Raw genomic sequence first — 26767 nt, forward strand, 5'->3', positions numbered from 1 at the left:
AAGCGCCCTGTTTTTTATTTTGGTCAAATCAAAAAATAAATGTAAAAGCAAGGTTAAATATTAGTAGTTGATATTAAAAAAATTAGCTTATTAATGTGGCTTTTTATCTCAATTACTCCATATTAATTAACCATCCAACAGGAGGCTGAAAGAAAAAATTCAACTCACTTTATAATTTTTAAAATTTATTTTTATTTTGATAATCAACAAGTTACTCCGTAATCGCATAAAAACCATGCGTCTTGCGGGCCTATAAGCCAGGCGAGATATGATCTATATCAAATTCTCATCTATAATGCTTTGTTAGTATCTCGTCGCCGACTTAATAAAGAGAGAGTTAGTGTGAAAGCTGACAACCCTTTTGATCTTTTACTTCCTGCTGCAATGGCCAAAGTTGCCGAAGAAGCAGGCGTCTATAAAGCAACGAAACATCCGCTTAAGACGTTCTATCTGGCAATTACTGCCGGTGTATTCATTTCAATTGCCTTTGTTTTCTATATCACCGCCACTACCGGTACCGGTACTATGCCCTTCGGCATGGCAAAATTAATAGGTGGTATCTGCTTTTCCCTGGGGTTGATTCTTTGTGTTATCTGCGGTGCAGACCTCTTCACCTCAACCGTACTGATTGTTGTTGCTAAAGCCAGTGGTCGTATTACCTGGGGACAGTTGGCTAAAAACTGGCTTAACGTTTATGTCGGCAACCTGATTGGCGCCCTGATCTTCGTGTTACTTATGTGGCTTTCCGGCGAGTATATGACCGCCAACGGCGCGTGGGGACTCAACGTCCTGCAAACAGCCGACCACAAAGTACACCATACTTTTGTTGAAGCGGTGAGCCTCGGTATCCTGGCTAACCTGATGGTGTGTCTGGCCGTATGGATGAGCTACTCAGGTCGCAGCCTGATGGACAAAGCGTTTATCATGGTATTACCGGTCGCAATGTTTGTTGCCAGCGGTTTTGAGCACAGTATCGCAAACATGTTTATGATCCCTATGGGTATTGTAATACGCGATTTCGCCACCCCGGAATTCTGGACCGCTGTCGGTTCTTCTCCGGAGAATTTTTCTCACCTGACCGTGATGAATTTCATCACCGATAACCTGATTCCGGTTACGATCGGTAATATTATCGGCGGCGGTTTGTTGGTCGGGTTGACATACTGGGTCATTTACCTGCGTGGTAACGATCATCATTAATCTGTTGATGCCCATTACACGCAGTAAATAAAAAATCCACTTAAGAAGGTAGGTGTTACATGTCCGAGCTTAATGAAAAGTTAGCCACAGCCTGGGAAGGTTTTACCAAAGGTGACTGGCAGAATGAAGTAAACGTACGTGACTTCATTCAAAAAAACTACACTCCGTATGAGGGTGACGAGTCCTTCCTGGCTGGCGCTACTGACGCGACCACCAAGCTGTGGGACAGCGTAATGGAAGGCGTTAAACAGGAAAACCGCACTCACGCGCCTGTTGACTTTGACACCTCCGTTGCTTCTACCATCACTTCTCACGACGCTGGCTACATCAACAAAGCGCTGGAGAAAATTGTTGGTCTGCAGACTGAAGCTCCGCTGAAACGTGCGATCATTCCGTTCGGCGGCATCAAAATGGTTGAAGGTTCCTGCAAAGCGTACAACCGCGAACTGGATCCGATGCTGAAAAAAATCTTCACCGAATACCGCAAAACCCACAACCAGGGCGTATTCGATGTTTATACCAAAGACATTCTGAACTGCCGTAAATCCGGTGTTCTGACTGGTCTGCCAGATGCGTATGGCCGTGGCCGTATCATCGGTGACTACCGTCGCGTTGCGCTGTACGGTATCGACTTCCTGATGAAAGACAAATACGCACAGTTTGTTTCCCTGCAGTCTGACCTGGAAAACGGCGTAAACCTGGAAGCGACTATCCGTCTGCGTGAAGAAATCGCTGAACAGCACCGCGCGCTGGGTCAGATCAAAGAAATGGCAGCGAAATATGGCTGCGATATCTCTGGTCCGGCTACCAACGCTCAGGAAGCTATCCAGTGGACTTACTTCGGCTACCTGGCCGCGGTTAAATCTCAGAACGGCGCAGCAATGTCCTTCGGTCGCGTATCCACCTTCCTGGATGCATACATCGAACGTGATATCAAAGCAGGCAAAATCACTGAACAAGACGCTCAGGAAATGATTGACCACCTGGTCATGAAACTGCGTATGGTTCGCTTCCTGCGTACTCCGGAATATGATGAACTGTTCTCCGGTGACCCGATTTGGGCAACTGAATCTATCGGTGGTATGGGTGTTGATGGCCGTACTCTGGTTACCAAAAACAGCTTCCGCTTCCTGAACACCCTGTACACCATGGGTCCTTCTCCGGAGCCGAACATCACCGTTCTGTGGTCTGAAAAACTGCCTCTGAACTTCAAGAAATTCGCCGCTAAAGTGTCCATCGACACCTCTTCTCTGCAGTACGAGAACGATGACCTGATGCGTCCGGACTTCAACAACGACGATTACGCTATCGCTTGCTGCGTAAGCCCGATGGTTGTTGGTAAACAAATGCAGTTCTTCGGTGCGCGTGCAAACCTGGCGAAAACCATGCTGTACGCAATCAACGGCGGCGTTGATGAAAAACTGAAAATGCAGGTTGGTCCTAAATCTGAACCGATCAAAGGCGACGTTCTGAACTTCGATGAAGTAATGGACCGTATGGATCACTTCATGGACTGGCTGGCTAAACAGTACGTCACTGCGCTGAACGTTATCCACTACATGCACGACAAGTACAGCTACGAAGCCTCTCTGATGGCGCTGCACGACCGTGACGTTATCCGCACCATGGCGTGTGGTATCGCTGGTCTGTCCGTTGCTGCTGACTCCCTGTCTGCAATCAAATATGCGAAAGTTAAACCGATTCGTGACGAAGACGGTCTGGCTATCGACTTCGAAATCGAAGGCGAATACCCGCAGTTTGGTAACAACGACTCTCGTGTAGATGACATGGCGGTTGACCTGGTAGAACGTTTCATGAAGAAAATTCAGAAACTGACTACTTACCGTAACGCTATCCCGACTCAGTCTGTTCTGACCATCACCTCTAACGTGGTTTATGGTAAGAAAACGGGTAACACCCCAGACGGTCGTCGTGCTGGCGCGCCGTTCGGACCGGGTGCTAACCCAATGCACGGTCGTGACCAGAAAGGTGCTGTTGCCTCTCTGACTTCCGTTGCTAAACTGCCGTTTGCTTACGCTAAAGATGGTATCTCTTATACCTTCTCTATCGTTCCGAACGCACTGGGTAAAGACGACGAAGTTCGTAAGACTAACCTGGCAGGTCTGATGGATGGTTACTTCCACCACGAAGCGTCCATCGAAGGTGGTCAGCACCTGAACGTGAACGTCATGAACCGTGAAATGCTGCTGGATGCGATGGAACATCCGGAAAAATATCCGCAGCTGACCATCCGCGTTTCTGGCTACGCAGTACGTTTTAACTCCCTGACTAAAGAACAGCAGCAGGACGTTATTACTCGTACTTTCACTCAGACCATGTAATTGGTTTTGACTGAAATCGTACTTTAAAAAGCGTACAATAAAGGCTCCACGTAAGTGGGGCCTTTTTAATAGCCTGCTTTGGCTGCTATCTATACTTATGGATAGCAGCCAAAACAGACTCGACACAGTTAATAACTGTGCACTAACACAGGCCCCGGATGGGCCACATCTGGAGAAACACCGCAATGTCAGTTATTGGTCGCATTCACTCCTTTGAATCCTGTGGCACTGTAGACGGCCCGGGCATCCGTTTTATTACCTTCTTCCAGGGCTGCCTGATGCGCTGCCTGTATTGCCATAACCGTGACACATGGGATACGCACGGCGGTAAAGAAGTCACTGTCGACGAATTAATGAAAGAGGTGGTGACTTATCGCCACTTTATGAACGCCTCCGGTGGTGGCGTGACGGCGTCCGGCGGCGAAGCCATCCTGCAGGCTGAGTTCGTACGTGACTGGTTCCGCGCCTGTAAAAAAGAAGGCATTCACACCTGCCTGGACACCAACGGCTTTGTTCGCCGCTACGATCCGGTAATTGATGAACTGCTGGAAGTCACCGACCTGGTGATGCTCGATCTCAAACAGATGAACGACGAAATCCACCAGAATCTGGTCGGCGTGTCTAACCATCGCACGCTGGAATTTGCTCGTTACCTGTCGAACAAAGACATCAAGGTGTGGATCCGTTACGTGGTAGTGCCAGGCTGGTCTGACGATGACGACTCCGCACACCGTCTGGGCGAGTTTACCCGCGATATGGGCAACGTTGAAAAAATCGAGCTGCTGCCTTATCACGAGCTGGGCAAACACAAATGGGTAGCGATGGGCGAAGAGTACAAACTCGATGGCGTGAAGCCGCCGAAGAAAGAGACCATGGAGCGCGTAAAAGGCATTCTCGAGCAGTATGGTCATAAAGTGATGTATTAATGTTTATGCATTAAGGAAGTAAATCATGGATAGATTTTTGCGATACGGAATATTCGCACTGCTCTTTATATTCCATACAGCTTCGGTCCGGTCAGATTCCGGACCGAAGATTCGTTATCTGTATAACGATGACACCACCGAAGAAACAGTCGCTTTCTTTACCAATACTCATTGATTTAACCGACAGTGAGTTGGTTGCTGCCCGCTTCTACCTCTCAGGCCACTAAAGGATTTCACGATGAGAGTAATTGTTTCAGCATTTTTTTTGCTGTTCGCTCAGAGTACGAATGCCGCCAGCACCTGTGATATCAACACCATTGTGCAGCATGCGTGGCCGGATGCAAAACCAGCAGCGGAAGGTAAGATGCTCACCAAAAGCAATCAGGTTATCGATATCACGGGCAACTCAGCGCAAAGCGTAATTTGCCGCGTCTGGCCCGCTCATCCGGAACTGACATTGGCGGCGATTCCGCTGATGGCACAACAGGATAACGATTACGATCATACTGGCGATCTGGAACTTTTGGTACTGGACTCCGCGAGTCTCGACGTTAAACAACGATTACGCCTGCCCGAAAGGATGAATGACGACGCGATTCGAATTTCCGGTCTGATACTGGATACCGCTCGCTGGAAAGTCGCCACTAACCAAACCGCATTTGGCTTGCGGATAGCCCGCACCGGCAGTTCCCGTGTAAATCCATTTAGTGAAGATGTGCTATCGCTGTTTGTTATTGAAAATCACCAACTACGAACGATATTAAACGGTATCGTCCTTGAAAACAGTACCGGGGAATGGGACGGGAACTGTGAAGGAACATTCAACGATATTACTCGTACCCTCTCACTTACGCCTGACTCGCATAATGGATACGTTGATATTCGTGTAAGCGAGAAAAGTGTAGCATCCAACGCCAATCTTCAGGCTAATGCTGAGTGTACCTCAAAAGATAAGTCCAGCAAGGCGAGCTGGACCCTGCTTTATAATGGAAAACAGTATGTCGTCCCCAAAAATCTGGCGCCGCTTGAGTAAACGGTTCAGGACATAAAATATTCCGAGAGCTTATTCGCCACGCTTTCAATTGAGAAAATGCTCTTCTGATGCGCTTTACGGCACTCCGCATAGCGCTCATCTTGCTCCTCCAGCGCATTGAGTAATTTGTCCGCCACCATCATTGCACCGGCGATTTCTGCAAAACCATACTCCCCCTCACCTTTCAGGGCCACGGCGGCCTGTAGATTCCAGTCCGAAAGACGGCTAAGCGGCGCAAAGGTGCCGCGGGTCAGCGAAAGGATCCGCGCGCCATGCTGCTTCGCCAACGCCAGCGCTTGCATCATATCAGCCGATGCCTGCTCAGTGTGCACCACAATGATTCCCTGGCTCTGCGGTTCAACCATCATGGATGAGGTTGTGAGGTAAAAACGATCGACAAAACTTGCCGCCTTACCCATTTTAATCAGGTTCATTTGTAAGAACAGCGCTACGGGCACCGCCGTACCAACAGCGTATATCGCGACAGAATTAACCTGGTTGATCCACGCCGCAGCAGCCTGTAATTCTTGCGTATTAATGATGGCATGGCTGTCACGAATGCTCGCCACTACGGCAGAGACCTCATCATTTTCCTGCTCTTCAGGACGCGCAGCTCCCTGCTCCAGCGCAAGCGCAGTTCTGAAATCAGAAAAACCTTTAAAACCAAATGCGCGGCAAAAACGGGTAATACTCCCTTCACTGGTTTCAATAGAATCCGCTAACTCCGTGATCGTATGTCTCATCACAAAATCAGGGTTCTCCGTCACAAAACGGCCCACTTTTTCCAGAATTGGGCTTAACCCTCCAGCCTCATTTCTGATGTTTATCAGTAAGTTAGTGTCAATCTGACTCATTTTTCGCCTTTTTGCTCAAAATGCAAACACAGTCACATCTTTCTGCCCACGTTAAGATAATAATTTTTTTCACAACAAGAGCAATGAAAATAATTATTTTTACAAAACAGGAGAAAAATAAATGAAAGGTCTCATTGTCTGTCGTACCGGTATGGGCAGTTCCTTAATGCTCAAAATCAAAGCGCAAAAAATCATCGACAAGCATGGCTGGGATATTGAACTCGAACATGACGTATTGTCCGGTCTTGCCACCTGGCAAGGGATTGATTTTGTTATCACCATGCGCGACCTCACCGATGAAATCGAAGCTGCTGGATTCAGAGCCATCGGGATAACCGACTTGATGAATAGCGAAGAAATGGAAACTGCGCTCACCAGCGTAATTCAGGGCAACTAACCTCTCCCGGAGGCAATATGGATCTCCTCAGGTTTATTGTATTCGACATTTTGGGTGTAACCCCACTTTTAGTTGGATTTATTGCATTAATCGGTCTGCTCATTCAACGCAAGCCGATTGAAAAAGTATTATCCGGCACCTTCAAAACCATCGTTGGATTTCTGGTCTTTGCGGGTGGCGCGGGGCTGGCGGTGACATCTCTGGGTAATTTCCAGACATTGTTTAGCGATGGATTTGGACTCAAAGGAGTGATGCCGTTGGCGGAAGCGCTAACCGGCCTGGCCCAAACCAAATTTGCCATGTGCGTATCACTCATCATGGTTATCGGCTTTGGCTGGAACCTACTTTTTGCCCGTATTACACCATTTAAATACATTTTTTTGACCGGCCAACATAATCTGTATCTCTCGGCATTGCTCACCGTCACGCTGAAAGCGCTCGGTTACAGCGATGGCGTTACGATTATGGTTGGTTCTGTATTGTTAGGCCTTGCTGCCTGCATCTACCCGGCCATTGCCCAACCGTGGATGCGTAAGATCACCGGCAATGATGAAATCGCCATGGGTCATTACGTCACACTGGCTTATGCGGCCTCAGGCTGGATTGGCTCGAAGGTCGGCGATCCCAAAGAGTCGACGGAGAAACTGAATCTCCCCGGATGGCTGGGGATTTTTAAAGACTACATTGTCTCAGTCTCTATTTCGGTCAGTATTTTCTATTACATCGCCGCACTGGCAGCAGGGAAAACAGCGGTTACCGCGGTAGCAGGTGGCATGCACTGGTTGGTCTACCCGCTTTTTCAGTCACTGACCTTTACTGCCTCGCTTTACATCATTATTACCGGTGTTCGCTTACTGCTTTCAGAGATCGTTCCGGCATTTCTCGGGATCTCGGAAAAATTCATTCCTAATGCCAAACCGGCACTCGACTGCCCGGTTGTATTCCCTTACGCACCAACTGCTACCGTACTTGGTTTTATCTCTTCGTTCGTCGGCGGACTGGTGGTGATGGGGATACTTGCGCTGATTGGTCAGACGGTAATCATCCCCGTCGCGATCCCCTATTTCTTCATTGGGGCAACGGCTGCCGTCTTTGGCAACGCTTCAGGAGGCTGGAAAGGCGCAGTGGTGGGAAGCTTTATTACAGGCATTCTCATCGGCATTGGTCCCGCACTTATCTACCCGATTATGGAGTCGGTAGGACTTTCCGGTACCAGCTTCCCGGAAACCGATTTCGTCGCGCTTGGTCTGGTGGTGTATTACATCGGCAAAATGCTGCCCTGATAAGGAGTAAATATGAATATTGATGAATTGAAATCTCATGCGCGAGCTGCTCGCCGCGATATTGTCACCATTATTTACGAATCCGGTATTGGTCATCCCGGCGGCGCACTCTCCATTATTGATATTCTGACCTGGATTTATCATGAAGAGGTTCGTCTGAATGAAATACCTCGTGCCCGTGTGGTGATGAGTAAAGGCCACGCCGTCGCGGCACAGTACGCCATGCTGTATCAATTGGGGAAAATATCCCGCAGCGAATTTAGCACCTTTCGTCAGATTAACTCGCGTCTGCAGGGACATCCGAGCGTGAAATCACTTCCCGATGTGGATGCAACGACTGGACTGCTTGGCCAGGGTCTGTCAATTGCCTTGGGGATGGCTGCTGCCAAAAATCGCGCGGGGGATCCCAACCGCGTTTTCGCAATCATCGGCGATGGTGAGATGCACGAAGGCCAAATATGGGAGTCACTGCAACAGGCCGCTCATATGCGGATGGACAATCTGGTCGCCATCATCGACTACAACGGTTTTTCCTCACACGATCCGGTCAATGACGTCATCAATCTCGAGCCACTGGCCGACAAAATCCGTAATTTTGGCTGGCACGTACTTGAGCTACAGGATGGTAACAACATGTGCCAGGTTGCCGACACTTTGCAGCTATCTCGTTATCTGAAAGGCAAGCCGGTAGCTATTATCGCCCGCACCACCAAAGGCAGCGGCGTGAGCTATATGGAAAATAACGGCGACTGGCATTCTAAAACACCCAGTGCGGAACAATACCAGCAAGCTATGGAGGAATTACAGTAATGAGAGCACCACGCGATGAGATTGGTAATGCCCTGCTCGCTTTGAGGGAGAAAGGCTATCCAGTTGTCGTTATCGACAGCGATCTGGCGAGCTCCACCCGCACCGATCAGTTTCAGAAGATCTGGCCTGAAGCATTCTTTGAAATGGGAATTGCCGAAGGCTCCGCGATGAGTTTCGCCACAGGTCAGGCATTGGAAGGTAACATTCCTTTTTACGTTAACTTCGCGATGTTCGTGACTGGTACAGCATGGACACAGCTTCGTCAGGCTTGTTACGCAAAGGCCAACATTAAGCTGGTCGGTAGCCATCCAGGTATGGATGACGGCCCGGATGGCGCTTCGCACCATGCGCTGGAAGATCTAGCCCTGACTCGTGTATTGCCAGGAATCACGATTTTGACTCCGGCAGATGCCGAAGAAGTTGAGGCTGCATTTGAACAGGCAGTAAACATCCCCGGCCCTGTCTACATTCGTGTTGCCCGGGAACCGATGCCTGTACGCGACAAATCAGTCGTCCCCCGAGTATCCGATATCGAGGCAGTGGAGAGTTCAGGCAACGACTTCGCCATTGTTTACGAAGGAACAGTTCTTGAACAAGCGAGTACGGGTTACGCCCAGCTCAGTGCGCAGGGGAAAAGGGGCAAACTGATTCATGTGGCAATGCTAAAACCGTTCAATCGTCAGCGTTTCCTGCACCTCATTGCCAATTGCCCACGTATCGTCACTATTGAAAATCATACGATTAACGGCGGACTGGGTGGCCAGATTGCTGAAGTGCTGGCTGAAGAAGGAATCAACTCACGATTGTGTCGGCTTGGTACTCAGGACACATTCACCGAATCGGGCAACAGCCGGCAACTGAAAGAGAAATACGGAATTTCAGCCTCTGCAATCTGTGAAGCACTCAAATAATCTGGTTGGCAGACCGTTACACGGTCTGCCAACTACAATGGGGATAAAACGATGCTATCTACGCTATTTTCAGCCTGCCAGTTTCGCGAACAATGTAGCACCTGGCAGGAAGCCGTGCAGTTGGCCTGTCACCCTCTCGAAGTGCAAGGCATAATTACACATCGTTATACTCAGGCAATCATCCATGAAACAGAAAAACATGGCCCATGGTATATATTAAGTCCAGAATTTGCCCTGCCTCATGCTCGACCGGATGAAGGCGTGATTGGCAGTAAAACACATCTGTCGCTATTGAGCCTGAAAGAAGCAGTCCTGTTTCCCGGACACCCGGATGTGCGGTTAATCATTGTTCTTGCCGCAGCCAGCAGCACTCAACATATAGAAATGATCCAACAGTTGGTGTGCTGGCTGGATGAAGCGGAGCGCTTACACCAGTTATCCCATACCACCAGCCTGGCGCAGCTTCTCTCTATTCTTGAAGGGAGTTAACGCATTACTGTTTCCTGCGCGCCAGAAGCGGGAAAATCAGCCCCAATCCTACCAGCACAAACGGCGTCACGATATTCAGCGTGAGCTGGAATGTCCACTCAGGGGTAAAGGCTTCCATTTTTGGAAAAATCCCGGTCAGACAAGCGAAAGCGGTAAAAGCGAAGCACCAGATCCCCACCGTCATCGCCAGTGAGCGGTTGCGGATAAAGACATATTCCGGCTTATATTTCTGCGCCAGACGGATAACAGCGATAAACGCCACAAACACCCATAAATAACGCAATGGCATCACAACGGAGTTAAGATTTAGCAGCCATTTGTACAGATTGTTCATGTCGCCAATTCCCAGCGTGGGCAACATAATCAAAATTGCCACCAGCACCAGCGTCAGAATATAACCATTTACCGGTGTGCCGGAGGCATTGGTTTTACACAGACTTTCCGGAATATATTTACGGTCAGCATCGCCCAGCAGAACTTTAAGCGGTGCATCAATAGAAAATACTAATGCCGCAATCTGTCCCAGCGTGTTGGCGATCGCGTAAATAACCATCAGCGAATTACCCATACCATAATACTCGCCCAATTTCTGGAATGCGTAATACTGACCATTGGTCATAAGATCGTCTGGGATATGCCGGGAGTCAAACATCATTCCCATGGCCAACGACCCGAGGATCGCACACACTGCCACCATAACAGCCAGGACGAGCATCCCTTTCGGAAATTCTTTACCCGGATTACGCGTCTGATTAACGTAAGGCGAAATTTTCTCCGCGCCACCGACGGCAAAGACCAGCATGGAGATTGTGGTGATATAGGTAAAATCGATATGTGGGATAAACGATTCCCAGGTGATATTGGTTGTCGCTATCTGCACATCGGTAATCGCTGGAGCGGTTACCGCCATCACGACATACAAAATAGACATCACAAACATGGCGATACCCGCCACTGACCCAACTATTTTCAGTGATTTCATGCCGCGGGATGCAATCCACATGAAAAAGACAAACAGCGCCAGTGTCAGTCCCTGCAACGCCACGACGGTGTATTCTTTTATTAGTGATCCATCCCCCTTCAGCGCCCATCCCAGCGCAATCAGAATAGCCTGCGGCTTTTGAGCCAGATAAGGAATATGTACAACCCAATAGGTCCAGGCAGCGAGATAAGCAAGCCCAGGACCCATCGTGTGTTTTATCCAGGTGCTGACGCCGCCTTTCCCATCTTTAAAAGTAGAACCCAACTGTCCGACGATCAGCGCATAAGGAATAAAATAGAGCGCAAAAATAAATATCCATGAGGAGACAACGACCAATCCCTGATTAGCATAGTTGTTAACGACGTTGCCAAAACCCCAAACGGTAATAAATGACATTAAGGCGATGTTGTACCATCGCAATTGTTTTTCCTGCACACCAGCCATACGCGATCCTTCGAGGAAATTTTATGAGTATCGATAAATCAGGCGTGGGATTATGCGCGGTAAAATGAGCGAGCGGAAACGGCAGGATGTAAAACTATAATCTTCTGCACACTTTATTTTCAGGGCAAAAGCGTGTGATTAAATAATGCAGGTTCCCATAAAGCGTACAAAAACAGTATGTATGGGAACCTGTTCGTATTCTGTTAAAACAGGTCAAATATGCGCGATAGAATTGGGCGTGTGGCCCGTCTTGCGCAGCAGCATCAGTAAATAAATAAACGATACGCTGGCAATCATGATAAACAGCAAGCTATCTGAATAATTCTGCATCAGCATAGCGGTAAACGACGGGCCAAGCAGACTGCCAACGGTATAGCTTAATAGCAAAGCCTGATTCATGGCCACCAGTTGATGATGTTCCACCTTTTCACAGGCCCATGCCATCGCGACCGGATAGAGAGTAAAACCTGCCGCACCCAACATAAATAATGCGGGGGCCATCGCCGCCTGATTCAGCATAGCAATACTCCCGACGATAACCACAAAGACCTGGACGCGTAAAACCAGCAGGCGTCCCAGTTTGTCCGCCAGGCGGCCAATCGGCCATTGCCCCAGAATACCGGCGCTAACCAAAACTGCCATCCAGAAACCAATGCTGGCATTGCTCACTCCCTGATGGTTCAGATACAGCGGCATCAGGCCGTACAAAGAGCCCAGAACAATCCCGGAAATAATGCAGCCATTAACGCCCAGACGCGCCTGTCGCAGCTTCAGCATCGATACAATAGGGGTGGAGTGCTGTTCATTACCCTGCTGATTGGCAATCCGCGTAAAGAGCAGCGGCAGAACCCCAGCCAGGATGGTTCCCGTCACCCACGGCAGCACGTTCATCAGTTCTGTTGATACTTTACTGACCAGCAATTGCCCTAAAAACGTCCCCACGTAATAGATCATCATATAGGCGGCAAGCAAACGTCCACGATTGCGCGAAGTCCCACTGCACATCAGCGCACTTTCCACTACCACCCAAATCATGGCGCAGCCAACGCCGGCAATGAAGCGCCAGGTCATCCAGCTCCAGAATCCAACCATAATCCCCAGTCCAACACAGCCCGCGGCAAAAATAAACGAGGCGATGTAATAGCTGCGGTTAAAACCAAGGCGTTTAATTAGATACCCGGTCAGCAACGTCCCTACCAAATTACCGGTAAAGTAGGACGAACTCACCATACCTACCTGCCAGGTTGGCAGATTTTCATGGGCGAGCCAAAGCGGGACGAGCGTGTTTAACACGGCGATCGCCAGGGTCAACAGAAGCAGCCCGCACAGCAGCAGCATGACGGGACGGGTATAGATGGACATGAATAAAAACCGTGAGGAAGCTCAAATTTCATGCGCATCATGCCACTGCTAAAAACATTGTCAATCGGCGCAATCAGAGGGCTGAGGCGCTTTCTGGACGATCGATTCGTATTACTGATTCTTAACGTGAATGGATAAATAACAGAAAAATACATCTGCTTGTTTTTATTGATCTAAAACAAAAATCTCACGTTTCGTTCAGTCGAAAAATTTCATGGACTCCCCTTACTTTTATTTCTTACTAAACTCTATGCGAGATGCAGAGCGGTATTGTCTTCGACATAGAACAGTAAGTTCTTATTTATACTTCCAGTCCGGATACCGTTCTTTCTCCAGACTTAAACTCATCAAATTTCCCGCACCGATGCCGAACAGGAGAAATATCATGACTAAACCTTACGTAAGACTTGATAAAGATAATGCGGCAGTATTGCTGGTCGATCATCAGGCTGGCTTGCTCTCTCTGGTTCGGGATATCGATCCCGATAAATTCAAGAATAACGTGCTTGCCCTGGGTGATTTGGCAAAGTACTTCAAGCTCCCGACTATCCTGACCACCAGTTTTGAAACAGGGCCGAACGGACCGCTGGTACCGGAACTGAAAGCTCAGTTTCCCGATGCGCCCTATATTGCTCGCCCGGGAAACATCAACGCGTGGGATAACGAAGATTTCGTGAAAGCAGTAAAAGCGACCGGCAAAAAGCAGCTGATTATCGCCGGTGTCGTGACGGAAGTTTGCGTCGCCTTCCCTGCGCTATCCGCAATAGAAGAAGGGTTTGACGTCTTTGTCGTCACGGATGCTTCGGGTACATTTAACGAAATCACCCGCCATTCAGCATGGGATCGGATGTCGCAGGCTGGTGCGCAATTGATGACGTGGTTCGGCGTCGCGTGTGAGCTGCACCGCGACTGGCGTAACGATATCGAAGGGCTGGCGACGTTGTTCTCTAATCACATTCCAGATTATCGCAATCTGATGACCAGTTACGACACGTTGACCAAACAGAATTAAAAAACCGGGGCGAAAAACCTGGCGTGACATAATGCCGGATGACAAGCAGCGTGAAGGCCTACTGTTCTGTAGGCCGGAGAAGGCACGAGCCGCCATCCGGCATATTATGGATTAGCTTGCAACCGCCATACCGACGGTCATATGCAGGCCATAGAACACGCCACGACCAATCAGCTCGCCGACTATCAGCAGAATAAACGCGACGGAAAGCAGTGGTATTGCGGGTTGATAACCTTTGACTTGCGGTACAATCCAGCAGCACAGCGCTAACGCCAGTGCCACGATCCGCCAGGCCATCAGCGAGCCATAATCCGGAACCAGCGCAGACGCCTGTTGAATCGAACTGTGGATCGTCGCCAGTTCGGCACCCTGCATTACAGACATAATGGCGCTCACGACCAGAGCAAGCACTGAAATGGCTGGCAGCAGACGCATCGCCCAACCGTCAATACCGGCAATTCTCAATAGCAGATATCCCAGCAGCGGACCGCCCATAAACAGCGTCAGGAAGAAACCCAGCGGCGTCCAGACACTGTACCAGGTCGGCACGGTATCAATGGTGTTATACACACGCACCATCATCCAGACAAAAATGACGCCCAGTACCATGGTGACAACTAACCACAGATTGCGTAATGCGGGCGGCATTTTTTTCAACATCGCCAGCAGCCAACCGATGCCGCCAATGGCAAAGAACACTGAACCGCTGGCGATTTCATTGCTCAGCGCAGAAGCGCCTACGCGATTGAGCGAGTTAAAGGCACGCATCGGCGAGCCCAGGTGAAGCATAGAAGCAATAAAGCCAATGCCCATCAGTACCCACAGCCCGAACATGCAGGCGATTACCCGCTGCTGCGATTCAGGACGTAAGTCCCCTTTCATTAACGCCAATGCCAGAACGATAAAGCCACCAACCACACACTGTCCGAAGACCGTAAAGATCATCAGCGGCCATTCATGCCATCCACTTCCCATCTTACACCTCCTTCGGATTGGCCAGATAACCCGTGGTATCCCCGGTCGGGCGGCTATTGGCGTTAGGTTTGATGACAATGCTCGGTTTGGTGAAGTGCGCGCCCGGGAGTGGCGCAACAGCGGCCAGAGTACCGTGTTTTTTACGCAGTTCGTCAATCGGACCGAAATCCAACGCACGCAGTGGGCAGGACTCGACGCAGATAGGTTTCTTACCTTCAGCGACGCGCTCATGGCAGCCATCGCATTTGGTCATATGTCCTTTTTCCGCATTGTACTGGGGCGCACCGTAAGGACAGGCCATGTGACAATACCGACAACCAATGCACACGTCTTCATCCACGACGACAAAGCCATCTTCACGTTTGTGCATCGCGCCGCTCGGACATACCTTGGTGCAGGCCGGGTCTTCACAGTGGTTACAGGCAATAGAGAGGTAATAGGCAAAGACGTTTTGGTGCCAGACACCATTGTCTTCTTGCCAGTCGCCACCCGCGTACTCGTAAATGCGGCGAAAACTGACATCCGGGGTTAAATTTTTGAAGTCTTTGCAGGCCAGTTCGCAGGTTTTGCAACCGGTGCAACGACTGGAATCAATAAAAAATCCATACTGGGTTGTCATCGGTTACTCCTTACACCTTTTCAACCTGAACAAGGTTCGTATGTGACGGATTCCCCTTCGCGAGAGGAGAAGGACGCTGAGTCGTCAGGACGTTAATACAGCCGCCCTGATCCACACGCTTCGTGTCCGGGTCGTACCAGGCCCCTTCGCCTAATGCCACCACGCCGGGCATCATACGCGGCGTCACTTTCGCTTCGATATGCACCTCGCCACGATCGTTAAAGATGCGTACCTTGTCACCGTTGTTAATGCCACGTCGCTGCGCATCCAACGGATTGATCCACATTTCGTGGCGGCAGGATGCTTTCAGAACATCTACGTTGCCATAGGTCGAGTGGACGCGAGATTTGTAGTGGAAGCCGGTCAGTTGCAGCGGGAATTTCTCCACTAGCGGATCACCTAAGCTTTCAAAGCCAGGGGTATAAATCGGCAATGGATCGATCACATCCCCTTCCGGCAGTTCCCAGGTTGCCGCGATCTCGGCAAGCTGCTGCGAATAAATTTCGATCTTACCCGACGGCGTGTTGAGCGGATTGGCTTTGGGATCGTCACGGAACGCTTTGTACGCCACGTGATGCCCTTCAGGATCTCGCTGCTTAAAGATGCCTTGTTTACGGAACTCTTCAAACCCAGGCAATTCAGGAATGGCTTTGCGCGACTGCTCATACAGATGACGCATCCACTCTTCCTGAGAACGACCTTCGGTAAACTGCTGCTCGACGCCAAGGCGTTTCGCCAGCTCGCTGGTCATCTGGTAGATAGTCTTACATTCGAAACGTGGTTTGATCGCCTGATCGGTGAAAATCACATAGGACATGTTTCCGCAGGACGCATCCAGCGCGAAGTCCATCTGTTCGGAAGCGGTACAGTCTGGCAGCAAAATATCCGCATATTTCGCCGAGGAGGTCATATGGCAGTCGATGACAACGATCATCTCGCACTTCTTGTCATCCTGCAGGATTTCGTGCGTGCGGTTAATATCAGAGTGCTGGTTAATCAAGCAGTTACCAGCATAGTTCCAAATCATTTTAATCGGAACATCAAGCTTATCTTTGCCGCGAACGCCGTCACGCAGCGCCGTCATCTCCGGACCACGCTCAATAGCGTCCGTCCACATAAACATTGAGATGCTGGTTTCAACAGGGTTTTCCAGCGTGGGCATACGCTCAAACGGCAGACTGTAAGAGCCTTCACGCGCACCGCTGTTGCCGCCATTGATGCCAACATTACCGGTCAGAATGGCCAGCATAGAAATAGCACGGGTCGCTATTTCACCGTTAGCATGACGCTGCGGCCCCCACCCCTGGCTGATGTATGCCGGTTTAGCGCTGCCAATTTCGCGCGCCAGTTTGATGATACGGTCAGCGGGAATACCGGTAATCTGTGCCGCCCATTCCGGGGTCTTGGCAACACCGTCAGTCCCCTGCCCAAGAATATACGCCTTATAGTGGCCATTCTTCGGCGCGTCAGCTGGCAAGGTTTTCTCGTCGTAACCCACGCAGTATTTGTCGAGAAACGCCTGGTCCACCAGGTTTTCGGTGATCAGGACATACGCCAGACCATTAACCAACGCCGCATCTGTACCAGGACGGATCGGGATCCATTCATCTTCACGCCCCGCGCCGGTATCGGTATAGCGGGGATCGATAATAATCATCCGGGCATTGGATTTCTGGCGCGCCTGTTCAAGGTAATAGGTTACCCCGCCCCCGCTCATACGGGTTTCGCCAGGGTTATTACCAAACAAAACAACCAGCTTGCTGTTTTCAATGTCGGACGGGCTGTTACCGTCGGCCCAGCCGCCGTAGGTGTAGTTCAACCCGGCAGCGATTTGTGCCGAAGAGTAGTCCCCGTAGTGATTCAGGTAACCACCACAGCAGTTCATCAGACGTGCCACCAGCGTTTTACCCGGCGGCCAGGAGCGCGTCAGGGTGCCACCCAGCGTACCGGTGCCGTAGTTCAGATAGATAGATTCGTTACCATAGTCTTTAATCAGACGCTGCATGTTGCTGGCAATAATCTCGTACGCCTCATCCCAACTGATGCGCTCAAATTTGCCTTCGCCACGCTTGCCGACGCGTTTCATCGGGTATTTCAGACGATCGGGATTATAAACGCGACGACGCATCGAGCGACCACGCAGACAAGCTCGCACCTGGTGCAGACCGTCATAGTTGTCATCGCCAGTGTTGTCGGTTTCGACATACTTTATTTCACCGTCTACCACATGCATCCGCAGTGGACAGCGGCTACCGCAGTTTACCGTACACGCGCTCCAGATGACTTTCTCATTGCGCTGCGTGGGATTAATGGCTTCGGCGGCATTGGCAATACGGGTAAATGGCAGGGTAAACGCGCTACTGGCCACCGCCAGTCCGCCTATCGCCGTCGTTTTTACCAAACCGCGGCGACTAACCTCAGCTGCCAGCACGGCATCGGGGATCTTAGTTTTCATAGGGGCTCACTCTGCTGCTCACAATAAACTAAAAATAAATACTCGTTGTATAGATTTTTATATATCGCTAGTATTAATATACAGACTGGTAGATACTGACTTTCATTCGAAGGCAGTATTACTCCTATGTGGGTAGTGGTTATTGTCCGACGTCAAACGGGCATAAAAAAAGCGCCCTAAGGCGCTTTTTCGCATAGAAAAGGTAGCTTAGCCGATGAATTCCAGGCCATTCATGTACGGACGTAATACTTCCGGAACCTGAATGCGGCCATCTGCCTGCTGATAGTTTTCCATTACCGCCACCAGCGTACGTCCAACTGCCAGACCGGAACCGTTCAGCGTATGCACCAGACGGGTCTTTTTGTCGGATTTGCTGCGGCAACGCGCTTGCATGCGACGGGCCTGGAAATCCCACACGTTGGAGCAGGAAGAGATTTCGCGATAGGTATTCTGCGCCGGGATCCACACTTCCAGATCGTAGGTTTTGCATGCGCCGAAGCCCATGTCGCCGGTGCACAGAATGATCTTACGGTACGGCAGACCCAGAAGCTGAAGAACCTTCTCGGCATGGCCGGTCATCTCTTCCAGCGCGTCCATTGAATCTTCCGGACGAACAATCTGCACCATCTCAACTTTATCGAACTGGTGCATACGGATCAGACCACGGGTATCACGACCGTAAGAGCCAGCTTCAGAACGGAAGCACGGCGTATGCGCAGTCATTTTGATCGGTAGCGCATCTTCGTCAATGATTTCGTCACGCACCAGGTTGGTCAGCGGAACTTCGGCCGTTGGGATCAGCGCGTAGTTACTGCTGTCAGCTTCTTCGTCCAGCGGACGGGTATGGAACAGATCGCCAGCGAATTTCGGCAGTTGGCCTGTACCGTACAGCGTGTCATGGTTAACCAGATACGGAACATAGTTTTCACTGTAACCATGCTGTTCGGTATGCAGATCCAGCATGAACTGAGACAGCGCACGATGCATACGTGCGATCTGCCCCTTCATGACCACGAAACGAGAGCCGGTCAGCTTCACCGCAGCGGCGAAATCAAGACCCGTGTGCATTTCACCCAGGGTAACGTGATCGCGAACTTCGAAATCAAACTCACGCGGTGTACCCCAGCGGCTGACTTCGACGTTGTCATTTTCATCTTTACCCACCGGAACTTCATCCGCTGGCAGGTTCGGAATGGTCAGCGCAATGTCGCGGATCTCGGCCTGTAAGGTATCAAGTTCAGCTTTCGCGGCATCCAGCTCTTCGCCCAGTTTGTTCACTTCCAGACGTAAAGACTCGATATCTTCCCCGCGCGCTTTTGCCTGGCCAATGGATTTCGATCGAGAGTTACGCTCTGCCTGCAGGTTTTCAGTTTGTACCTGCAGAACTTTACGACGCTCTTCAAGAGCGCGCAGCTTATCTACATCCAGCTTAAAGCCCCGGCTTGCCAGTTTTTCTGCGACTGCGTCTGGCTCATTACGCAGCAGATTGGGATCGAGCATGCTTATCCTGTGCTTATCGAATTAAAATGGGAAAAGTGACCACAGCCTGCGGTCACAGGGATACAGAGACAACATTACCGCAACGATAACACTAACGGTAGCGTTTTATAGGGCTATTTTGATCCTGTCCGGCGAGCCAGGCGAGCTTTTCGCCAATCTTGCCTTCAAGACCTCTGTTTGTGGGGCGATAATAGCGCGTTTGTGCCATTTCCTGGGGGAAGTACTCTTCTCCGGCGGCATAGGCATTTGGTTCATCATGCGCGTAACGATACTCCTGACCGTAGCCCATCTCTTTCATCAGTTTAGTCGGTGCATTACGCAGGTGAACGGGAACGTCATAATCCGGACGTTCGCGAGCATCGGCCAGTGCCGCCTTAAAGGCGGTGTAAACCGCGTTACTTTTCGGCGCACAGGCCAGATAAACAATCGCCTGAGCAATTGCCCGTTCGCCTTCTGCGGGTCCCACGCGGGTGAAACAATCCCACGCGGAAATCGCCACCTGCATAGCGCGCGGATCTGCGTTGCCCACATCTTCAGAGGCAATCGCAAGGCAGCGACGGGCAACGTACAGCGGATCGCCACCCGCGGTAATGATCCGCGCATACCAGTAGAGCGCCGCATCCGGGGCGCTACCGCGTACCGACTTGTGTAAGGCGGAGATGAGATCGTAAAAACGATCGCCTTTATTATCAAAGCGCGCGCTGCGTTCACCGGCAATTTCGGTAAGCAATTCCGCTTTCAATACGCGCTTGCCGGAATCATTAACTTCGGCCATATCGGCCATCATTTCCAGCGTATTCAGCGCCCGCCGCGCATCACCATTAACCAGTTCAGCAATCGCCCGACGCGTCTCTTGTGGCAGAACAATATCCTGCCCACCGTAACCCCGCGCTTTATCAGCCATCGCCTGATCCAGTACTTGTTCAATATCGTCGGTGGTTAACGATTTCAGCAAATAAACGCGTGCCCGCGACAGCAGTGCCGAATTCAGTTCAAACGAGGGGTTTTCGGTGGTAGCGCCAATAAACGTAATTGTACCGTCTTCAATATGCGGTAAAAACGCATCCTGCTGGCTTTTATTAAAGCGATGGACTTCGTCCACAAACAATATTGTGCGTCGGCCAGCGTTACGGTTCTGACGCGCACGCTCAATCGCTTCACGAATTTCTTTCACACCAGAGGTGACAGCCGAAATTCGTTCAACATCGGCATTAGCGTAACGGGCAATGACTTCGGCAAGGGTGGTCTTACCCGTTCCCGGTGGCCCCCATAAAATCATGGAGTGCAGGTGCCCGGCCTCGATGGCACGCGGCAAAGGCTTACCCGTAGCCAGCAGATGCTGCTGGCCGATATACTGCGCTAAATTTTCTGGCCGCATACGCGCGGCCAGTGGCTGAAAAGTATTATCAGAAAAGTCGAGCGACAGATTGCTCACTCACACGCCTCTACTTACGTTGATCGTCAACCGTTACACCTTGCGGCGGGGTAAAGGTGAATTTCGATGGTTCAATCGCGCCATTCTGCTGCGATTTCAGCTGATAACTGCTGCGCTGATCGTCTTGCTCAACGGCGCTAAACTGATGGATCGTCCCGTCGCGCCCAACATTGATCGTAAACTGTTTCAGGTTACCGTTGCTGGTTTTCGGCGTCAGCACAAAATCATCGCCGTTTTGCTTAATGTTGTACTGCTGCCAGTCGCTGGCCTGGTTACGTGCAATCAGCATGAATGGCGTGTTGCCGGTGGCGTCTTTCAGCCAGGTCGCAGTAGCTTGTTCAACAAACGGGTTAAAGAACCACAGCGTTTTACCATCGGAGACCAGGATGCTCTCGTCAGGCTGCGTCATGTGCCAGTTAAACAGATTAGGACGTTTAACCCATAAATCACCCTGACCCTCCTGCACTGCCGCACCGCTACCGTCCGTAACCTTCTGCGTAAAGCTGGCATGGAAGCTACTGACTTTATCCAGGCGGCTTTTCAGGTCGCTGGCAGCGTCAGCCCAGACGCTGCTGACTGCAAAGCTCGACAGTAATGCACAGGTGATTGCGATTCTTTTCATCGTTATTCCTCAAAATACGTCACTCCCAACGGGGAGATCCCTCTGCTATCCATTTCAGGCCAAAAATCAGCATGAGGAAAGTAGAAAATACTGAATTACTTAACTTTGCAATCAATCGAAGGGCGGCGGAGCCAACACTTCACGATTACCATTATGCCCTTGCTCACTGACAATTCCCTGCGCTTCCATTTGTTCGATGATGCGTGCCGCTCGGTTGTAGCCGATACGGAATTGTCGTTGAACACCGGAGATGGAAGCTTTGCGTTTTTGGGTAACAAAGTTCACCGCCTGATCGAACAACGGATCTAACTCTTCGCCACCATCAAAGCCGCCAGCACCACCTTCGCTTTCGCTATCAGAGGTAATACCGTCAACATATTGCGGACGCCCGCGCGCCTTCCAGTCCTGAACCACGGCGTGAACTTCTTCATCACGAACAAAGGCGCCGTGTACACGCACAGGAATCGTCGAGTTCGGTGCCGAATAGAGCATGTCGCCCATACCCAACAGCGATTCCGCGCCGCCCTGGTCAAGAATAGTACGTGAGTCAATTTTGCTGGACACGGTAAAGGCAATACGCGTCGGGATGTTCGCTTTAATCAGACCGGTAATGACGTCAACGGATGGTCGCTGGGTTGCCAGCACCAGGTGGATCCCCGCCGCACGCGCTTTTTGCGCCAGACGAGCAATCAGTTCTTCCACCTTTTTGCCAACGGTCATCATCAGGTCGGCGAATTCATCCACCAGCACCACGATATACGGCAGTTTTTCCAGCACCGGATGCTGAACATCCATGCTGTCGCCTGGCTTCCAGTATGGGTCCGGAATCGGACGTCCCATACGGGCTGCTTCAGCGATTTTCTCGTTATAACCGGCAAGGTTACGTACGCCAAGCGCCGACATCAACTTGTAGCGACGTTCCATTTCATTGACGCTCCATCGCAGCGCGTTGGCAGCATCTTTCATGTCGGTCACAACTTCAGTCAACAGATGCGGAATGCCTTCATAAACCGACAGCTCCAGCATTTTCGGGTCAATCATGATAAAGCGAACGTCTTCTGGCTGCGCCTTGTACAGCATGCTGAGGATCATGGCGTTCACCCCAACCGACTTACCGGAACCAGTAGTCCCTGCCACCAACAGGTGCGGCATTTTCGCCAGATCGGCAACAACCGGTTCGCCCGCAATATCTTTACCCAATACCACAGTCAACGGAGACGAGTTATCACGGAATTTCGCGTTATCTAACACTTCGCGCAGATAAACGGTTTGCCGTTTTTTATTCGGTAATTCCAGACCGACATACGGTTTGCCAGGAATAACCTCGACCACGCGAACCGCAGCGGTTGACAACGAACGCGCCAGATCTCGCGACAGGTTGGAAATGCGCGCGGCTTTAACCCCTGGCGCCAGGTTTAGCTCAAAGCGGGTGATAACCGGGCCTGGAGAGTAGTTCACTACATCGGCTTTAATACGGAAGTCCGCCAGACGCGCTTCTACCAGACGCGCCATTTGTTCAAGTGCAAAAGTATCAATCGGCTCAACTTCACTCGGCGGCGGCGTGAGCAGATCTAACGATGGCAGCGGCGTACTCGGACGCTGAACCGGACGACTGTCGCCGTTACGCATCAACAGTGGATGGATCAGGCTATCCTGCGGCGGCGGTGTAACAGGCTGTGCCGGCTGCTGGTAATGTTGCTGCGGCGCAACAGGCTGTGCCGGCTGCTGGTAATGTTGCTGCGGCGCAACAGGCTGTGCCGGCTGCTGGTAATGTTGCTGCGGCGCAACAGGCTGTGCCGGCTGCTGGTAATGTTGCTGCGGCGCAACAGGCTGTGCCGGCTGCTGGTAATGTTGCTGCGGCGCAACAGGCTGTGCCGGCTGCTGGTAATGTTGCTGCGGCGCAACAGGCTGTGCCGGCTGCTGGTAATGTTGCTGCGGCGCAACAGGCTGTGCCGGCTGCTGGTAATGCTGCTGCGGCGCGACAGGTTCCTGGTACTGCGGCGCAGGCTCCGGCATCACGCCTGGCGTAAACAGCGGCTCATGCGGACCATCATCCACCAGCGTTTTCATTGGCGAAAATTCAAAGTCATCAAGCGAGAACGGATTGGCCCCGGCAGGTTGTTCGCCGGAATAGCGCTGCTGCTGGGAAGAGGCAAACTGGCGAGCCAGTTCCGCTTCTGCGGCTGAATCATCGTCATCAGCCTGGTGGGTATCGTCCTGATACTCTTCGCCATAACGATGCTGCTGAGACTGGGCAAACTGACGTGCCAGCTCGTCCTGCTGCATTGCATCCATTTCATCGTCACTGTACGCATCTGTATCAAGCTGCTCTTCGCGAGCTTTCTCTTCAGCCATACGCTGTGAGGGCAGTTTTATGCCATATGAAGCCAACTCACGACGAGTAGGCACACGCACACGATTCGGACGCGGTAACTGCGGGCCAATGCCTTCTTTTACCTGCGGACGCGGCGCACCGCCACCCGCAAGGCTAAAGACAGGTGCTGCGGCTGCGGCACCTGCCCCCAAAGCGGCGCTTTTCACGCCGGCAGCCATCGGCGCAACGGCAGCAACAGACTCAACGGGCGGAATGGAGGCTGCCGTCGGCATAGATGGCTTAACACGCTCAGGCTCCTGAACGGGTTCTGGAATAGGCTGATACCAGGCGGCCAACTGCTCACGCTCGCGCGCTCGTTTCTCTTCGACTTCTTCAAAATAGTAGAGCGGCGGACGAGACGGTTTCGTCTCCTCAACGACTGGCTCAGGTTCCGCCACGGAAGGTTGTTCAACCACAGGTTGCTGGAACGCAGAAGGCTGTTGGAAGTCTGGCTCCTGCTGATAGACAGGTTGCGGCACAGGCTCCGGGTGATAAACAGGTTCCGGCTGCCAGTTTTGCTGCGCAGTGAATTCCTGCGGCTGCGGCGCGACGGATTGCGCATATACCGGCTCAGGCGTCTGTGGCGCGTAATATTCCGGCTGTGGATTTTCCTGTGCAGCCGGCTGTTGCCATGGCTCATACGGCTGCTGCACCGCAGGCTGAGCATATTCGGCTGGCTGCGGATAACCTTCTGGCGCTGGCGCAATCACCGCCTCACCGGCTTGCGGGCCAGGCACGGATTGCCAGGCAACGGCTGGCGTCGACTGTTCCATAACGGTGCTGGTAACTGGCGACGTTTGCAACAGCGGGTCGACCGGCGCGCTCCAGGCCTGAGATGCCGTTGTGGCTGCTGCTGCGGCGGCTACTGGCTCTGTCACCGAATGACCGTTCAGCAGTGGATCGAGTTCGTTGTATTCAGGCAATGTTGCCCGATTACCAGAGAACAGCACATCGTTCGGATCGGCGGCCACGCCACGGGCGCTGTATTCGATGTCGTCTTCATCATCCATGCGTTTGCCGGAGAACAGCGCAGCATCAGTATGACGGCCCAGCGGATTGGTAAATTTCTCAGCCAGGCGTTTACGGCGCGCTAACGCACCGCGCAGAATTCGAGCCCGACGCGATTCGTTTGGTTTGCCATCAGCGGCGTCGACAAACTCTTCTTCATCTTCATATTCTTCGTCATCGACCCAGGTATCGTCGCGGCGGGTACGGTTGCTGGCAAATGTCAGGATATTAAGTAACCAGCCGCCCAGTTTTTCAGCAATGCTCACCCATGACCAGCCGGTAAACAGCGTTAATCCCGCAGCCCAGATGCACAAAAGCGTAAGTGTACCGCCACTACTATGCAGTAATGGCTGTAGCGTAGTGCTGAGCAGGCTGCCAATCACCCCGCCAGAGGCGAAATACCAGATGTCATCGGCGTTAATGGCGGCCAGCCCGCAAGAAGTGAGGATCAGCGCCAGAACGCCAATAATGCGCAGTGAAACGGCAAAATAATCGACGTATTCGTCGCTGGCCTGGTGTCGCCAGGCAAACCAGCAGCCGCCGACAATAATGACCGGAATGGTGTAGGCCATGACGCCAAAAATAAAGAACAGCGTGTCCGCCAGCCATGCACCGGGAATGCCTCCCAGGTTATGGATAGGTTCATGCCACGCGGTTTGCGACCAACTGGGATCCGAAGGGTTAAAGCTGAGTAAGGCAGCCATCAACCAGACGGCAAAAAGGGCAATAAGGATCAGTAGCGCTTCCAGAAGTCGGCGCCCGCTGCTTAACTTCGTCAATGTGACGTCTTTGTCTTCAGTGTATTCCTGGCTCAAAAACGGCTCTCCAGGTTTCAGGCTTTTCCTGCCCGATGCTAAAACGGACAACAGCACCGGGTTGCCCCGGCACTGTTGCTGTATGGATTAACAGGAGTGTAATCAAACTGCGTCGATTTTGCACCTGTTCCGTGTTAGCGCGTCTTAATTACCAGACGATTGCTCTGTTTGACTTCTTCCATTACTACATAAGTACGTGTGTCATTTACGCCAGGCAGACGCAGCAGGGTTTCCCCCAGCAACTTACGGTATGCTGACATATCCGGTACGCGTGTTTTCAGCAAATAGTCGAAATCACCGGAAACCAAATGACACTCTTGAATTTCTTCAAGTTTTTGTACTGCAGAGTTAAATTGTTCAAACACATCCGGGGCGCCACGATTCAGAGTTATCTCAACAAAAACCAGAAGTGATGCATCCAGATAATGTGGGTTTAACAGCGCTGTATAGCCCTGAATGAAACCCTGTCTTTCCAACCGACGCACACGCTCAAGGCAGGGCGTTGGTGAAAGTCCCACACGTTTAGAAAGCTCGACGTTAGAAATACGCCCATCCTTTTGCAGCTCATTAAGAATGTTACGATCGATACGGTCGAGATCTTTGCCAGGGCGCTTCTTACTATCTACCATTATTATTGTCTCTCTGTATTCCTTCCCTACTCCTGCCTGACTCTACTAACATCACTGTTCAGAGTCGCTCCCCATCAAAATAAACCGCAACCCAGAGGGATTTACGGCTCGCAATGTCTGGGTTTATGGTGAGAAGACCGTTGCCTGTCGGCGGCTATCGACATCACGAATGGCATCTGTCCACACCATGCGTAGATTTCGCTAACACGGTAAACATGGTATCTACATGCATGATTATGCAGCACATACATGACACAGTTTTTTTCTTCCTTGAATGTTTTCGCAAAACA

21 protein-coding genes are annotated in these 26767 nt (G+C 51.2%); 10 read left to right on the plus strand and 11 right to left on the minus strand.

Annotation, left to right across the window (positions count from 1 at the left end; translation table 11 throughout):
* Positions 1-342 precede the first annotated feature (342 nt).
* The 4 genes from focA (at position 343) to FDW92_RS15410 (ending at position 5501) form a co-directional block, all read left to right on the plus strand.
* Positions 343-1200, plus strand: coding sequence for a formate transporter FocA (gene focA / locus FDW92_RS15395; RefSeq protein WP_032939923.1), 858 nt, complete (start codon positions 343-345; stop codon positions 1198-1200).
* A gap of 59 nt (positions 1201-1259) precedes the next feature.
* Positions 1260-3542, plus strand: coding sequence for a formate C-acetyltransferase (gene pflB, locus FDW92_RS15400; protein WP_006685273.1), 2283 nt, complete (start codon positions 1260-1262; stop codon positions 3540-3542).
* 185 nt (positions 3543-3727) lie between these two features.
* Entirely contained in the window at positions 3728-4468 is a 741-nt protein-coding gene (pflA, locus tag FDW92_RS15405; protein ID WP_003035751.1) for a pyruvate formate lyase 1-activating protein, read from the plus strand.
* 238 nt (positions 4469-4706) lie between these two features.
* Positions 4707-5501, plus strand: coding sequence for a hypothetical protein (locus FDW92_RS15410; RefSeq protein WP_042309459.1), 795 nt, complete (start codon positions 4707-4709; stop codon positions 5499-5501).
* A 5-nt stretch (positions 5502-5506) separates the two neighbouring features.
* Here FDW92_RS15410 and FDW92_RS15415 read toward each other — a convergent pair whose 3' ends face one another.
* The gene (locus FDW92_RS15415) at positions 5507-6355 is read right to left on the minus strand and encodes a MurR/RpiR family transcriptional regulator (RefSeq protein WP_042309464.1); all 849 of its coding nucleotides are present in this window, start codon (positions 6353-6355) and stop codon (positions 5507-5509) included.
* A gap of 121 nt (positions 6356-6476) precedes the next feature.
* Between FDW92_RS15415 and FDW92_RS15420 the strand changes: the two genes are divergently transcribed.
* Genes FDW92_RS15420 through FDW92_RS15440 form a run of 5 tightly spaced genes read left to right on the plus strand, consistent with a single transcriptional unit; the run spans position 6477 to position 10245 of the window.
* Positions 6477-6752 carry a PTS sugar transporter subunit IIB gene (locus FDW92_RS15420; RefSeq protein ID WP_042309466.1) on the plus strand — a complete coding sequence of 92 codons (276 nt, stop codon included), beginning with the start codon at positions 6477-6479 and terminating at the stop codon, positions 6750-6752.
* A 17-nt stretch (positions 6753-6769) separates the two neighbouring features.
* Complete coding sequence (locus tag FDW92_RS15425; RefSeq protein WP_042309469.1) at positions 6770-8035, plus strand: PTS ascorbate transporter subunit IIC; 1266 nt, start codon at positions 6770-6772, stop codon at positions 8033-8035.
* Between the two features lie 12 nt (positions 8036-8047).
* Positions 8048-8845: a transketolase gene (locus FDW92_RS15430; protein ID WP_042309470.1), complete on the plus strand. Its 798-nt coding sequence runs from the start codon at positions 8048-8050 to the stop codon at positions 8843-8845.
* Positions 8845-9756: a transketolase C-terminal domain-containing protein gene (locus FDW92_RS15435; RefSeq protein ID WP_137400656.1), complete on the plus strand. Its 912-nt coding sequence runs from the start codon at positions 8845-8847 to the stop codon at positions 9754-9756. Before FDW92_RS15430 ends, FDW92_RS15435 begins: the two co-directional genes overlap by 1 nt.
* A 51-nt stretch (positions 9757-9807) precedes the next feature.
* A complete protein-coding gene (locus FDW92_RS15440; RefSeq protein ID WP_042309475.1) occupies positions 9808-10245 on the plus strand; it encodes a PTS sugar transporter subunit IIA in 438 nt (145 codons plus the stop codon).
* 4 nt (positions 10246-10249) lie between these two features.
* On the opposite strand, the gene FDW92_RS15445 is transcribed toward FDW92_RS15440, so the two are convergent.
* On the minus strand, positions 10250-11671 hold the full coding sequence (locus FDW92_RS15445) for an amino acid permease (protein WP_042309477.1): 1422 nt from the start codon (positions 11669-11671) through the stop codon (positions 10250-10252).
* Between the two features lie 213 nt (positions 11672-11884).
* Positions 11885-13033 (minus strand): MFS transporter, encoded by a 1149-nt coding sequence (locus FDW92_RS15450; RefSeq protein WP_042309480.1) that lies wholly within the window; start codon positions 13031-13033, stop codon positions 11885-11887.
* Between the two features lie 385 nt (positions 13034-13418).
* On the opposite strand from FDW92_RS15450, the gene ycaC reads away from it, so the two are divergent.
* Positions 13419-14045, plus strand: a complete 627-nt coding sequence (gene ycaC / locus FDW92_RS15455; RefSeq protein ID WP_042309482.1) for an isochorismate family cysteine hydrolase YcaC — start codon at positions 13419-13421, stop codon at positions 14043-14045.
* A 111-nt stretch (positions 14046-14156) separates the two neighbouring features.
* Here the strand turns inward: ycaC and FDW92_RS15460 are convergent, their stop codons facing one another.
* From FDW92_RS15460 to lrp, 8 genes are all read right to left on the minus strand, one after another.
* On the minus strand, positions 14157-15020 hold the full coding sequence (locus tag FDW92_RS15460; RefSeq protein WP_042309484.1) for a dimethyl sulfoxide reductase anchor subunit family protein: 864 nt from the start codon (positions 15018-15020) through the stop codon (positions 14157-14159).
* Position 15021: 1 nt separating this feature from the next.
* The gene (locus FDW92_RS15465) at positions 15022-15639 is read right to left on the minus strand and encodes a DMSO/selenate family reductase complex B subunit (RefSeq protein WP_038639290.1); all 618 of its coding nucleotides are present in this window, start codon (positions 15637-15639) and stop codon (positions 15022-15024) included.
* A gap of 10 nt (positions 15640-15649) precedes the next feature.
* On the minus strand, positions 15650-18094 hold the full coding sequence (gene dmsA / locus FDW92_RS15470) for a dimethylsulfoxide reductase subunit A (protein WP_042309486.1): 2445 nt from the start codon (positions 18092-18094) through the stop codon (positions 15650-15652).
* A gap of 207 nt (positions 18095-18301) precedes the next feature.
* The gene (gene serS / locus FDW92_RS15475; protein ID WP_003836908.1) at positions 18302-19594 is read right to left on the minus strand and encodes a serine--tRNA ligase; all 1293 of its coding nucleotides are present in this window, start codon (positions 19592-19594) and stop codon (positions 18302-18304) included.
* 91 nt (positions 19595-19685) lie between these two features.
* Positions 19686-21029 carry a replication-associated recombination protein RarA gene (gene rarA / locus FDW92_RS15480; protein ID WP_042309488.1) on the minus strand — a complete coding sequence of 448 codons (1344 nt, stop codon included), beginning with the start codon at positions 21027-21029 and terminating at the stop codon, positions 19686-19688.
* Between the two features lie 10 nt (positions 21030-21039).
* Positions 21040-21651 carry an outer membrane lipoprotein chaperone LolA gene (lolA, locus tag FDW92_RS15485; protein ID WP_042309490.1) on the minus strand — a complete coding sequence of 204 codons (612 nt, stop codon included), beginning with the start codon at positions 21649-21651 and terminating at the stop codon, positions 21040-21042.
* A 111-nt stretch (positions 21652-21762) separates the two neighbouring features.
* The gene (gene ftsK / locus FDW92_RS15490; RefSeq protein ID WP_137400657.1) at positions 21763-25848 is read right to left on the minus strand and encodes a DNA translocase FtsK; all 4086 of its coding nucleotides are present in this window, start codon (positions 25846-25848) and stop codon (positions 21763-21765) included.
* A 134-nt stretch (positions 25849-25982) separates the two neighbouring features.
* Positions 25983-26477 (minus strand): leucine-responsive transcriptional regulator Lrp, encoded by a 495-nt coding sequence (lrp, locus tag FDW92_RS15495; protein ID WP_002439523.1) that lies wholly within the window; start codon positions 26475-26477, stop codon positions 25983-25985.
* Between the last annotated feature and the right edge of the window lie 290 nt (positions 26478-26767).

It is taken from the genome of Citrobacter sp. wls706, assembly GCF_005281305.1.
In the GTDB taxonomy this organism is placed as follows: Bacteria; Pseudomonadota; Gammaproteobacteria; order Enterobacterales; family Enterobacteriaceae; genus Citrobacter; species Citrobacter werkmanii.

Bases quoted from the DNA above. Each gene is read 5' to 3' on its own strand.
- pflB (WP_006685273.1), top strand. From the start codon at position 1,260: ATGTCCGAGCTTAATGAAAAGTTAGCCACAGCCTGGGAAGGTTTTACC.
- serS (WP_003836908.1), bottom strand. From the start codon at position 19,594: ATGCTCGATCCCAATCTGCTGCGTAATGAGCCAGACGCAGTCGCAGAA.
- pflA (WP_003035751.1), top strand. From the start codon at position 3,728: ATGTCAGTTATTGGTCGCATTCACTCCTTTGAATCCTGTGGCACTGTA.
- FDW92_RS15420 (WP_042309466.1), top strand. From the start codon at position 6,477: ATGAAAGGTCTCATTGTCTGTCGTACCGGTATGGGCAGTTCCTTAATG.
- FDW92_RS15445 (WP_042309477.1), bottom strand. From the start codon at position 11,671: ATGGCTGGTGTGCAGGAAAAACAATTGCGATGGTACAACATCGCCTTA.
- FDW92_RS15410 (WP_042309459.1), top strand. From the start codon at position 4,707: ATGAGAGTAATTGTTTCAGCATTTTTTTTGCTGTTCGCTCAGAGTACG.
- FDW92_RS15415 (WP_042309464.1), bottom strand. From the start codon at position 6,355: ATGAGTCAGATTGACACTAACTTACTGATAAACATCAGAAATGAGGCT.
- FDW92_RS15435 (WP_137400656.1), top strand. From the start codon at position 8,845: ATGAGAGCACCACGCGATGAGATTGGTAATGCCCTGCTCGCTTTGAGG.
- FDW92_RS15440 (WP_042309475.1), top strand. From the start codon at position 9,808: ATGCTATCTACGCTATTTTCAGCCTGCCAGTTTCGCGAACAATGTAGC.
- FDW92_RS15450 (WP_042309480.1), bottom strand. From the start codon at position 13,033: ATGTCCATCTATACCCGTCCCGTCATGCTGCTGCTGTGCGGGCTGCTT.
- lolA (WP_042309490.1), bottom strand. From the start codon at position 21,651: ATGAAAAGAATCGCAATCACCTGTGCATTACTGTCGAGCTTTGCAGTC.
- ycaC (WP_042309482.1), top strand. From the start codon at position 13,419: ATGACTAAACCTTACGTAAGACTTGATAAAGATAATGCGGCAGTATTG.
- FDW92_RS15460 (WP_042309484.1), bottom strand. From the start codon at position 15,020: ATGGGAAGTGGATGGCATGAATGGCCGCTGATGATCTTTACGGTCTTC.
- FDW92_RS15430 (WP_042309470.1), top strand. From the start codon at position 8,048: ATGAATATTGATGAATTGAAATCTCATGCGCGAGCTGCTCGCCGCGAT.
- FDW92_RS15425 (WP_042309469.1), top strand. From the start codon at position 6,770: ATGGATCTCCTCAGGTTTATTGTATTCGACATTTTGGGTGTAACCCCA.
- dmsA (WP_042309486.1), bottom strand. From the start codon at position 18,094: ATGAAAACTAAGATCCCCGATGCCGTGCTGGCAGCTGAGGTTAGTCGC.
- FDW92_RS15465 (WP_038639290.1), bottom strand. From the start codon at position 15,639: ATGACAACCCAGTATGGATTTTTTATTGATTCCAGTCGTTGCACCGGT.
- lrp (WP_002439523.1), bottom strand. From the start codon at position 26,477: ATGGTAGATAGTAAGAAGCGCCCTGGCAAAGATCTCGACCGTATCGAT.